The organism is Actinophytocola sp. (assembly GCF_035712165.1).
Taxonomy (GTDB): Bacteria; Actinomycetota; Actinomycetes; order Mycobacteriales; family Pseudonocardiaceae; genus DASYTH01.
The window spans coordinates 25,036-35,882 of record NZ_DASTBH010000086.1; the positions used below are offsets into that span (position 1 = coordinate 25,036).

10 protein-coding genes are annotated in these 10,847 nt (G+C 72.3%); 4 read left to right on the plus strand and 6 right to left on the minus strand.

The window, feature by feature from the left end; translation table 11 throughout:
- Positions 1–45 precede the first annotated feature (45 nt).
- Positions 46–597, minus strand: a complete 552-nt coding sequence (locus VFO68_RS04440; RefSeq protein WP_325156849.1) for a hypothetical protein — start codon at positions 595–597, stop codon at positions 46–48.
- 204 nt (positions 598–801) lie between these two features.
- Here VFO68_RS04440 and VFO68_RS04445 point away from each other — a divergent pair, with 204 nt between their 5' ends.
- A complete protein-coding gene (locus VFO68_RS04445; RefSeq protein WP_325156850.1) occupies positions 802–1,458 on the plus strand; it encodes a transcriptional regulator in 657 nt (218 codons plus the stop codon).
- On the opposite strand, the gene VFO68_RS04450 is transcribed toward VFO68_RS04445, so the two are convergent.
- On the minus strand, positions 1,455–3,524 hold the full coding sequence (locus tag VFO68_RS04450; protein WP_325156851.1) for a diguanylate cyclase: 2,070 nt from the start codon (positions 3,522–3,524) through the stop codon (positions 1,455–1,457). The two genes, VFO68_RS04445 and VFO68_RS04450, sit on opposite strands and share 4 nt — an antisense overlap.
- 137 nt (positions 3,525–3,661) lie before the next feature.
- Between VFO68_RS04450 and nhaA the strand changes: the two genes are divergently transcribed.
- Both nhaA and VFO68_RS04460 read left to right on the plus strand, forming a co-directional pair.
- Positions 3,662–5,530, plus strand: a complete 1,869-nt coding sequence (gene nhaA / locus VFO68_RS04455; RefSeq protein WP_325156852.1) for a Na+/H+ antiporter NhaA — start codon at positions 3,662–3,664, stop codon at positions 5,528–5,530.
- Positions 5,527–6,741 carry a cysteine desulfurase-like protein gene (locus VFO68_RS04460; RefSeq protein ID WP_325156853.1) on the plus strand — a complete coding sequence of 405 codons (1,215 nt, stop codon included), beginning with the start codon at positions 5,527–5,529 and terminating at the stop codon, positions 6,739–6,741. Before nhaA ends, VFO68_RS04460 begins: the two co-directional genes overlap by 4 nt.
- Here VFO68_RS04460 and VFO68_RS04465 read toward each other — a convergent pair.
- Positions 6,681–7,805 (minus strand): acyl-CoA dehydrogenase family protein, encoded by a 1,125-nt coding sequence (locus tag VFO68_RS04465; protein ID WP_414635458.1) that lies wholly within the window; start codon positions 7,803–7,805, stop codon positions 6,681–6,683. The two genes, VFO68_RS04460 and VFO68_RS04465, sit on opposite strands and share 61 nt — an antisense overlap.
- A gap of 160 nt (positions 7,806–7,965) precedes the next feature.
- On the opposite strand from VFO68_RS04465, the gene VFO68_RS04470 reads away from it, so the two are divergent.
- Entirely contained in the window at positions 7,966–9,393 is a 1,428-nt protein-coding gene (locus VFO68_RS04470) for a serine/threonine-protein kinase (protein ID WP_325156854.1), read from the plus strand.
- On the opposite strand, the gene VFO68_RS04475 is transcribed toward VFO68_RS04470, so the two are convergent.
- The 3 genes from VFO68_RS04475 to VFO68_RS04485 form a co-directional block, all read right to left on the minus strand.
- Entirely contained in the window at positions 9,350–9,790 is a 441-nt protein-coding gene (locus VFO68_RS04475) for a type II toxin-antitoxin system VapC family toxin (RefSeq protein ID WP_325156855.1), read from the minus strand. The genes VFO68_RS04470 and VFO68_RS04475 overlap by 44 nt on opposite strands.
- On the minus strand, positions 9,780–10,061 hold the full coding sequence (locus VFO68_RS04480) for a type II toxin-antitoxin system prevent-host-death family antitoxin (RefSeq protein WP_325156856.1): 282 nt from the start codon (positions 10,059–10,061) through the stop codon (positions 9,780–9,782). The genes VFO68_RS04475 and VFO68_RS04480 overlap by 11 nt, the downstream gene beginning before the upstream one ends.
- A 34-nt stretch (positions 10,062–10,095) precedes the next feature.
- On the minus strand, positions 10,096–10,847 hold a 752-nt coding region (locus VFO68_RS04485; RefSeq protein WP_325156857.1), incomplete at its 5' end, for an enoyl-CoA hydratase.

Sequence of the window (10,847 nt, forward strand, 5' to 3'; positions counted from 1 at the left end):
CGCACCCCCATGCGGGCGAACGGCCCCATCGACCAGCGAGGGCCACTACTCGTAGCACTTCTGGTCGCGCATCTGCAGGGTGATGTCCGCGACGGCGCCATTCTTGAAACCGAGCCGGTAAACGGCATTCGCGTTTCCGGGCACCCTGACCTTCGCCCGGCTGAGCTGTTTCACGTCGTCCAGGTCGAGCTGCGGATAAACCGACTTCGCCTTTGCCGCCGTCGCGCCGACCGCGAGCCCCTCGGGCGTGATTCGGCCGCCGACATACAGCTTGTAGACGCCACATCCCTGATCCGGCGGCAGTTCGTACTCATGGACAAAACCGGCCTTGCGGGCCTGGTCGAACGTCGTGCCCAGCTTGACGCGCCCGAAGGCGGTCGGACCGAGCACCGGTGCGGCCGGCTTGGCGGCGGCCGCCGGAGCGGGCTTGGCGGCGGGCGGGGCGGGCTTGGCGGACACGGTGACGGTGGTGACGCTCGGGCTCGGGGTACCGGCGGGCGCGGGCGCGGGGCTCTCCGACGTTCCGCACGCGGTGGTGACCAGCGCGACGATTCCGCCGGCGAAAATTCCCGCGATCCGCATTGTGGTGACGCTCATTGCCGGTACTCCTCGGTATTGTTCCTGGCGCTCTTCGCTTTTCACATCGAGAGACGCCCGGTTCGGCCGGCGGTTGCGCGCGGTCGCCGGCGATGCGACCGCTTATAGGATTCTTGTAGGACCTGGAAGATGGCGTCCGTTGGATGGCCGGCGGGTTGGGCCGATCGGCGGAGCGTGCGAACCGAGGAAGGGAGAGCGCACCCGATGAGCCGCTCGGCGCAGGAACTGCTCGACGACATCCGTCGCGAACTGGCCCCGGACGAGGCCGAAAACAGCTTCGTACCGCTTGTCGCGCAAGGGAAGGCGCCGGTGGCGGCGATCGGGGCGCTGGCCGCGGAGGAGCAGCGGATCGTGACCAGCGACTGGCGCAGCTTTCTGACGCTGGCCGCCCGGGCGCCGGAGCCGGCCGCCCGCGGGTTCTTCGCCGGGCTCGCCCAGGGCGAGAGCCTCGCCCTGCCGATGCTCACCCCGCTGGCCGCGGCCGCCGGGCTCGACGAGTCCGCCGTGCGTGCCTACCAGCCGCGACCGGGCTGCCAGGCCTATCCGGCGTTCCTCGCCTGGCTCGCGCTCAACGCCGAGCCGGCCGCCGCGGTGCTCGCCATCCTGGCCAACTTCGCCGCCTGGGGCGGGTACTGCGCCACGCTCGGCGCGGCGCTGCGCGAGCACTACGGGTTCGGCGACGAGGCGTGCGCCTTCTTCGACTTCTTCGCCTCTCCGGTACCGGAACTGGAGCAGCAGGCGCTGGCGGCGGTGCAGGCCGGGCTGGACGCTGGCGTGCCGCTGGACGCCGCCGTCGAGCACGGCCGGCTGCTGCAGGGCTACGAGCTGATGTTCTGGAACACCGTGGAAAGCTCCCGTTAAGGCGTGAACGTCACCTTGCTTGCCAACCTGCCGACCTGACCGTCGAGCTGGAGGTCGAGGAACAGGTCGACCATGTCCGGGTCGAACTGGGTCCCCCGGCCGCGGCGCAGTTCCAGGCGGGCCTCCGCCATGGTGCGGGCGAGCTGGTGCGGCCGGTCCAGCAGCATCGCCGCCCAGGCATCGCACACCGCGAGCACCCGGGCCTCCGGACGGATCGACTGACCGGACAGGCCCTGCGGGTAGCCGGCGCCGTCGTAGCGCTCGTGGTGCTGGCGGATCACCTGGGCCACCGAGGAGAACCCGGGCACCGTGCGGGCCAGCCGGTAGCCGTAGTCCGGATGTTCCCGCATCAGCCGCCAGTCCGCTTCGGACAGTGGCTCCGGCTTGGTCAGCACGGTCTCCGGGATCACGATCTTGCCGATGTCGTGCAGCCGCCCGGCGAGTGCGGTGCGCCGCACGGCCGGCTCGTCCAGGCCCAGCTCGGCGGCCAGCACCCGGGCCCATTCGCCGATCGCCAGGCTGCGCTGGTAGCTGGACAGGGACACGTCCACCTGGTCGGCGATCCGGCACAGGTAGTCGATCATCGCCGGGTCGCCGCCGTTGTCCCGGTCCGGATGAACCACGACCCGGTCCGCGCCGGCCGCCTTGGCCGCGTACAGCGCCCGGTCCGCCGCCGCGACGATCTTGGCCGGGTCGCTGCCGTGCTGCGGGTGACAGGCCGCGCCGACCGAGACGGTGACCGCGATCCAGTCCCGTTCGGTCACCGCGATCGGGCTGCTGGCCACGCTGTCCCGCAGCCGCTGCGCGATTGCCGGCAGGTCGGTCGGGTGCGCGTCCGGCACCAGCAGCGCGAACTCCTCGCCGCCGTAGCGGGCCAGCACCTCCCCGGCCCGGGTCACCGCGCGCAGCCGGTGGGCGACCTCCACCAACGCCCGGTCCCCGGCCGGGTGGCCGTACCGGTCGTTGATCGACTTGAACCGGTCGACGTCGGCGATCACCACGGCCATCGAGCCGTCGTCGCGCTTGGCCCGCTCGGCCTCCAGCGGCAGTTGGGCCTCGAAGAACCGGCGGGTGTGCAGGCCGGTCAGGCTGTCGGTGATGGCCAGCCGGCGCTGGTCGAGCACCAGCCCGTGCAGCCGCAGGATGGTCAGCACGAACAGCACCGCACACGCGCCGGCGATCACCGGAACGTCGTGCAGCGCGCCGGTGGCGTACTGGACCAGCAGGGTCGCCGGGGCGATCAGCGCGGCCACGCACAGCCCGCCGAGCCGCACCCGGCTCATCATCCGCTCGCTCACCGCGGCCGGCTCACCGATCCGGGTCATGGTCGGGTGCAGCGCCGCGGCGCCGAGCGCGAGGTTGCCGGACAGCCAGATCGCGTCCAGGAAGTTGCCCGGCCGGTAGGTCCCGGTGACCTGTTGCAGCACGTAGAGGGTGTCCGCGGTGAAGATCGCCAGCAGGTTGGTGGTGAGCAGCGCGAGCGACGGGGAGCGCCGGCCGCCGCCCAGCACCAGCCGCAGCGCCACGGCGAGCATCGCCAGGTCCATCACCGGGTAGGCCACCGAGGTGACGGTGACCAGCGTCGGCGCGCCGGAGCGGGCCTGCGGGCCGATGAGGTAGAGCCAGGACAGCATCGCGGCGACCACGGCGAGCACCGAGGTGTCCAGCGCGCCGGGCAGGTCCCGGCCGCGCCGGTGGATCAACAGCAGCAGCGCGACCACGACCAGCGGGTAGTGCGCGAGGTAGAGCGGGTCGGCCGGGGACGGGTAGCCGGTCCGGCCGAGCAGGTAGTGCTGCACGTAGAAGACCGTGTCGCCGGCGGCGTAGATCACCTGGCTCAGCCCGAGCAGAACCCAGGGCAGCACATAGCCGGTGCGCCGGCGCAGCACGCCGACCAGCACGGCCACCGCCGCGGACGCGCTGATCGCGCAGTACACCGCGACCCGGGTCGGGATGCCGGCGCCCTGGGCGGGGATCAGGTAGTAACCGATGATCGCCGCACACCCGACCGCTAGGTAGCCGAGCCAGGCCCTGCCCATGCCCGGGCGGGGGCCGTTCGCTCCCATGAAGAACCCCGTGTCGTCGCTCTGCGTGACGGCGTGTCATGCCGACAGTCACCGATCATGCCCCATCCGGCTCACGGGGTGAACGCGAGGGGCTAGTCCATTCGTGGTAATTCCCCTCCCTCGGCCAGAATCCACGCGTGACGAACGCTGTCGGGCCTGACCCGAAACGGACCGCGTGGACCCGTAACCTGCCGACGCCGCTGCGGGTCTTCCTGCGGACCGAGACCGCGAGCGCGGTCGTGCTGCTGGCCGCCGCGGTCACCGCGCTGCTCTGGGCCAACCTGCACCAGTCCTCGTACGAGGCGGTCTGGAGCACCCAGGTCTCGATCACTATCGGTGATCACGGGTTGGCGCTGGAGCTGCGGCACTGGGTCAACGCCGGGCTGATGTCGCTGTTCTTCTTCGTCATCGGGCTGGAGGCGCGCCGCGAGTTCGACATGGGTGAGCTTCGGGAGCGGCGCCGGCTGACCCTGCCGGTGGTGGCCGGCCTGGCCGGGATGGCCCTGCCGGTGCTGATCTACCTCGCGCTCAACGGCGGCACCGGCACCGCGATCGGCTGGGGTGCGGCGATGTCCACCGACACCGCGTTCGCGCTCGGCGTGCTGGCCCTGGCCGGGTCCCGGTTCCCGAGCAGGCTGCGCGCCTTCATCCTGACCGTCACCGTGGTCGACGACGTGGTCGCGCTGCTGGTGATCACGACGGCGTACAGCGGCCACCTGTCCGTGCCGGCGCTGCTCGTCGCCGTGGGGATCTTCGGCGTGATCCTCGCCGTGCGGGCCGCCGGGGTGCGCTTCGGGCCGCTGTACTTCGGGCTGGGCGTCGCGGTGTGGGTCGCGCTGGTGCACTCCGGGGTGGAGCCGGTCATCGTCGGCCTGGCGATGGGCCTGCTGACCTATGCCTACCCGGCGTCCCGCGGCGACCTGGAACGGGCCAGCGACCTGTTCCGGCTGTTCCGCGAGCAGCCGACACCCGAACTGGCCCGGGAGGCCGACCTCGGGATGCGGGCCGCGATCTCGCCCAACGAGCGGCTGGCCGCGCTGTGGCATCCGTGGACCAGCTTCGTGATCGTGCCGCTGTTCGCGCTGTGCAACGCCGGGATCGTGATCAGCATGGACTTCCTGGCCGGCGCGGTGACCTCGCCGGTCACGCTGGGCATCGTGCTGGGCTATGTGGCCGGCAAACCGGTCGGCATCGTGGGCGGCTCCGCGCTGCTGACCTGGCTGAGCCGCGGCCGGATCCGTCCGCCGGTCGGCTGGGCGGCCGTGGCCGGCGCCGGCACGCTGTCCGGCATCGGCTTCACCGTCTCGCTCCTGATCGCCACGCTGGCGTTCACCGGGCCGCGGCTGGAGGAGGCGAAGTTCGGCATCCTGTCCGCCGCGCTGCTGGCCGCCGTGCTCACCGCCCTGGTGTCCCGGCTCGCCGCGCTGCTGCCAGCCCGGGCGCTGGTGGGCACCGCCGAGACCCTCGTGGACCTGGCCGTGGACGTCGACCCGGAGCGCGACCACATCCGGGGCCCGGTCGCCGCGCCGGTCACCCTGGTCGAGTACGGCGACTTCGAATGCCCGTACTGCGGGATGGCCGAGCCCGTGGTGCGCGAGCTGCTGGCCGACTTCGGCGACCTGCGCTACGTCTGGCGGCACCTGCCGCTGACCGATGTGCACCCCAACGCGGCGCTGGCCGCGGAGGCCAGCGAGGCGGCCGGGGCGCAGGGCAGGTTCTGGCAGATGTATGAGCTGCTCTTCGCCCACCAGGACGAACTGCGCCCGCCGCACCTGCTCGGCTACGCCGAGCGGCTCGGCCTGGACGTCGAGCGGTTCCTCGCGGACCTGCGCGAGCATACCGGCGCAGGCCGGGTCGCCGAGGACGTCGACTCCGCCGACCTGAGCGGGGTGTCCGGCACGCCGACGTTCTTCGTCAACGGGCGGCGCCACCACGGCGCGTTCGACATCGAGGCGTTGTCCGCCGCGGTCCGCGCCGCCCGGGTGCGTGCTGAGATGGCTCCATGACCCTTGTATCGACCTACGACGTCACCGCCGTGCGGGCACACTTTCCCGCCCTGGACGAGGGCGCCGCGCACTTCGACGGCCCGGGCGGGTCGCAGACCCCGGACGTCGTCGCGGACGCGGTCGCGGCCACGTTGCGCGCCGCCGTCGCCAACCGCGGCGCGAACACCGTGGCCGAGCGCCGGGCCGACGGGATCGTCGGCGCCGCCCGCCAGGCCATCGCCGACCTGCTCTTCGCCGACCCGGCCGGCGTGGTGTTCGGGCGCAGCATGACCGCGCTCACCTACGACATCTCCCGGGCGCTGGCCAAGGGCTGGCGGCCGGGCGACGAGATCGTGGTCAGCTCGCTGGACCACGACGCGAACATCCGGCCGTGGGTGCAGGCGGCGCAGGCGGCCGGGGCGACCGTGCGGTGGGCGGAGCTCGACCCGGTGACCGCCGAGCTTCCGGTGGCGGCGGTGACCGAACTGGTGTCCGAGCGCACCCGGCTGGTCGCGGTCACCGGCGCGGCCAACCTGGTCGGTACCCGCCCGGACGTGGCCGCGATCGCCGCGCACGCGCACGCGACCGGCGCGCTGGTCTACGTGGACGGGGTGCACCTGACCCCGCACGCCCTGGTCGACATGCGCGCGCTCGGCGCGGACTTCTACGCCTGCTCGCCGTACAAGTTCCTGGGGCCGCACCTGGGTGCGCTGGCCGCCGCGCCCGCGCTGCTGGCGACGCTGCAGCCGGACCGGCTGCTGCCCATGCCGGACACCGTGCCCGAGCGGTTCGAGCTGGGCACGCTGCCCTACGAACTGCTCGCCGGGACCACGGCCGCCGTCGACTTCCTGGCGGATCTGGTGCCGGGCAACGGTTCCCGGCGCGAGCGGCTGACGGTGTCGCTGACCGCCATGGAAGAGCACGAGAACGCGATGCGGCTGCGGCTGGAGTCCGGGCTGGCCGGGATCGACGGGGTGCGGCTGTACGGGTCGCCGGACCGGGCGCGCACGCCGACCGTGCTGTTCGCGCTGGACGGGGTGCCGTCGGCGGAGGTGTACCGGCGGCTCGGCGAGGCGGGGGTGAACGCGCCGGCCGGGATGTTCTACGCGCCGGAGTGCGCGCGCCGGCTCGGTCTGGCCGGGGTCGGCGCGGTGCGGGCCGGGATCGCGCCCTACACCAGTGAGTCCGATGTGGACAGACTGGTCGCGGGGGTGGCGGCGCTGCGGGCGTAGGACAGCACCGCGCGTGGGTCGGCCCGGCCGAACAGGCGGGCGGCGGCGTGGGCGCGCTTGAGGTACAGGTGGGCGTCGTGCTCCCAGGTGATCGCGATTCCACCGTGCAGTTGGGTCATCTCGGCGGCCACCGTGCACAGTGCCTCGGAGCAGTGCTCCCGCGCCACCGCCGCGGCCAGCGGCAGTTCGGGCCCGGTCGCGGCGGCGGCCGCGAGCGCGGCCGACTCGGCGGTCTCCACCAGCACGTACATGTCGGCCATCCGGTGCTTGAGGGCCTGGAAGGAGCCGATCGGCCGGCCGAACTGCACCCGGTCCTTGCTGTACGCCACGGTCTGCTCCAGGCAGGCCCGGGCGGCGCCGGCCTGCTCGGCGGCGAGCGCGACCCAGGCCAGGTCCCGCACCCGGGCGAGCCCGGTCGCCGGACCGAGCCGCCGGGCGTGCGCCCCGGTCAGGCGCACGGTGCCGAGCCGGCGGGTGATGTCCATGGTGGGCACCGCCGCGCGCTCGACCGAGGGCTGGGCGGGGTCGACCTGGAACAGCGCGGTGCCGTCCGCCGTGTGGGCCACCGCGATCAGCACGTCGGCGCCGGCCGCGTCGAGCACGTAGTGGGCCGTGCCGGTCAACTCATTGTCCACAGTGGACGCGAAGGCGGCGGCGCCGGGACCCCAGCGACCGTCCGGTCCGGCCCAGGCCAGCGCCGCGATCGTCGTGCCGGCGGCGATGCCGGGCAGCAGGGTCCGGCAGGCGTCCGCGTCGCCGGCGGCCAGGATCGCCTGTGCGGCAACGACAGCGGAGCCGAGCAGTGGTCCGGGACACAGTGCGCGGCCCAGTTCGGCGAGTACCACGTGCAGTTCCCCGCCGCCGGCGCCCAGTCCGCCGTAGGTTTCCGGAACCACCAGGCCCGCCACGCCTATTCCGGTACACAGCCGACTCCACAGCGTGCGGTCGAACCCGTCGGCGCTGCCGGCCGCCCGGCGCACCGCCGCGCTGTCGCACTCGCGGGACAGTAGTTGCCGCACGCTGTCTCGCAGCGCGCGCTGCTCGTCGCTCAGCGCGATAACCACCTGCTCAGTGAACCAAACAACTGCTTGGTTGGCCAGGGGTCGTCCGTCGGCGACGACCAATCGGATAGTCTCCAGGGTGGCGCGGGACCGGGGTGAGGACACGTAACCGAGGAGTCTGATCATCGAGACGGGGCAGCTGGTCGCCGGACGCTACCGGTTGATGGAGTCCGTTGGCAGCGGCGGAATGGGTGTCGTCTGGCGGGCCCAGGACGAGCGGCTGGAGCGCACTGTCGCGATCAAGCAGTTGTTCACCCGGCCGGGATTGCCGGAGTCGGAGGCCGAGGACGCCCGCCGGCGGGCCATGCGGGAGGCGCGTACCGCGGCCCGATTACAGCACCGCAACGCGATCGCGTTGTTCGATGTGGCCGACCACGACGGAAACCCATGGCTGATCATGGAGTTCCTGCGGTCCCGGAGCTTATCGGCGGTGCTTTCCGAGCAGGGCCCGTTACCGCCGGTCGAGGTCGGCAAGATCGGCGCACAGGTGGCCGCGGCGCTGACCGCGGCGCACGAGGCCGGGATCGTGCACCGGGATGTCAAGCCCGCCAACGTGTTGCTCGACGACACCGGCCTGGTGAAGATCACCGACTTCGGCATCTCGCGCACCCTGGGTGACGCCACGATCACGCAGACCGGGATGCTCGCCGGCACACCCGCCTACCTCGCCCCCGAGGTCGCCCGGGGCAACCAGCCCGGCCGGGAGTCCGACGTGTTCGCCCTCGGCGCGACGCTCTACCACGCCGTGGAGGGCAGCCCGCCGTTCGGCACCAACAGCAACCCGCTGGCCCTGCTGCACGCGGTGGCCTCCGGAAACGTGCCGCCGCCGCGCAACGCCGGCCCGCTCACCGCCGTGCTGATGCACATGCTGCGGGCCGAGCCATCCGAGCGGCCGACCATGGCGGAGGCCGCGACCAGCCTGGAGAACCTGGAGACGCGCCGCATCGAGGTCGGCGAACAGCTCACCGTGCCGGTCCGGCAGCCGGAGCCGCCGCCGGTGGGGGCCACCCGCACCCTGCCCCGGCCCGCCACACCCCCGCCCGGCACGCCGTCGCCCGCTCCCGCCGGGCCGGGCCGGTCCTCCCGCCGGACGGTCCTGGTCGTGGTGCTGGTGCTGGCGTTCGCGGTGGCCGGCGTGATCACCGCGATGCTGATCAACTCGGCCCGGCAGCCGACCGGCGGGATCGCCTCGAACACCAGCACCGGCGCGCCGCCGAGCACCTCGGCGCCGAGCGCCGGCAGCAGCGCACCGGTGGTGCCGGTGTCCGGCCCGATCGACTGGTCGCAGGCCGGCCGGCTGGTCATCGACTACTACAGCGGCGCGGCCAACCCGCAGGCCACCTGGGCGATGCTGTCCGACAAGGGCCGCGCGGCGTTCGGCGACGAGCAGAAGTTCCAGCAGTACTGGGCGCAGTTCAAGCAGGTCAGCGCCCGCAACGCGCGCGGTGTCACGCCCAACCCGGACGGATCGGTGAACGTTCCGGTGGACGTCACCTACACCGGGCAGGACGGCGCCGACAAGGCCGAGCACCGGGTCCTGCGGGTGGTCATCCAGGAAGGCCGGCTGGCGATCGACTCAGAGGCACGCTGACCGGCACCACGGTCAGCAGGTCCTCCAGCCCCTCGAAGTCGCCGGGGTTGGCGGTGAACAGGGGTAACCGGTTCGCGATCGCCACGCTGGCGATCATCAGGTCGGACACCCGGCCGCGGGTCTTGCGGCCGGCGGCCAGCACGGCGGCGCAGACCTGGTTGAACGCCCGCGCGGCCTCGGTGTCGAAGGGCAGCGGGTCGAACGCCGCCTCGGCGCGTTGCAACACGTCGAGGCGCCGGGCACGTTCCTGCGGGTCCTCGGTGTGGTGCGGGCCGGCGGACAGCTCGGCGAGGGTGATGGAACTGATGGACATATGGGCCGGAAGCTGGTCGTGATCTATCCGCCTGCGCAGGATCACGATGTTCGTGTCCAGTAATCCATGGCCGTCAAGGGGCATACGGATCTCGCAACTCGGGGTCGGACACCGCGTCGAAGTCGGTGCGGAACCTGGTGAAGTCGATCAACGGAGCGTTGGCCGACAGAGCCGCGAACTGCTCACGGGTCACCGTTCGGTGCCGCCGCAGGGGGATCAGCTCGCCAATTGGAAAGCCGTTTCGGGTGACGATGAACGCCTTTCCACCTGCCACCGAATCCATGATCTCCCCGGACCTGCGGCGCAGGTCACGCTGGGTGATCTCGGCCGGTGTGGCGTCGGCGGATGCGCTCACGGTTTCGGAGAGTACCCAGTCGTGCCACGTCGTGCTATCTGGTGCCATCCCGCATGGACCGGGCGTCGAGACCGGCCAGCGGGTCGGCGTGCACCTCGGCGTTGTGCGCGTGCGCGAAGTGGTGCAGGCCGAACACCGAGTCCATGCCGGTGCGCAGGCCCATCTGGTCCTCGGCCTGGTTGACCGCCTTCTTGGCCAGCGCCAGACCGAACCGGGGCAGCTCGGCGATCCGGGCGGCCAGCGCGAACGTCTCGGTCTCCAGGTCGGCCCCGGGCACCACCCGGTTGACCATGCCCAACTGGTAGGCCCGCTCGGCGTCGAACCGGCCGGCGGTGAACAGCATCTCCTTGGCCGCGCGCGGACCGACCATCCAGGGATGGGCGAAGTACTCCACTCCCGGAATTCCCATCCGCACCACCGGATCGGCGAAGAACGCGTCGTCGGCGGCCACGATCAGGTCGCACACCCAGGCCAGCATCAGCCCGCCGGCCACGCAGGCGCCCTGCACCATGGCGATGGTCGGCTTGGGAATCTCCCGCCAGCGCCGGCACATGCCCAGGTAGACCTCGCTCTCCCTGGCGAAGCGCGAATCCCCGCCGTCCTTGTCGACGTGGTCCCACCACAGCACGGCCTTGCGTTCGAAGGAGACGTCGACGTCGCGGCCCGGGCTGCCGATGTCGTGCCCGGCGGAGAAATGGCTGCCGGCCCCGGCCAGCACGATCACCCGCACCTCGTCGTCGTCCACGGCGCGGACGAACGCGGCGTCCAGCGCGTAGGTCATCGCCG

What these genes read in the sequence shown, in the direction of transcription:
- VFO68_RS04475 (WP_325156855.1), bottom strand. Translation starts at nt 9,790, where the DNA reads ATGCCCCTTGACGGCCATGGATTACTGGACACGAACATCGTGATCCTG.
- VFO68_RS04440 (WP_325156849.1), bottom strand. Translation starts at nt 597, where the DNA reads ATGAGCGTCACCACAATGCGGATCGCGGGAATTTTCGCCGGCGGAATC.
- VFO68_RS04470 (WP_325156854.1), top strand. Translation starts at nt 7,966, where the DNA reads ATGGAGTCCGTTGGCAGCGGCGGAATGGGTGTCGTCTGGCGGGCCCAG.
- VFO68_RS04450 (WP_325156851.1), bottom strand. Translation starts at nt 3,524, where the DNA reads ATGGGAGCGAACGGCCCCCGCCCGGGCATGGGCAGGGCCTGGCTCGGC.
- VFO68_RS04460 (WP_325156853.1), top strand. Translation starts at nt 5,527, where the DNA reads ATGACCCTTGTATCGACCTACGACGTCACCGCCGTGCGGGCACACTTT.
- VFO68_RS04445 (WP_325156850.1), top strand. Translation starts at nt 802, where the DNA reads ATGAGCCGCTCGGCGCAGGAACTGCTCGACGACATCCGTCGCGAACTG.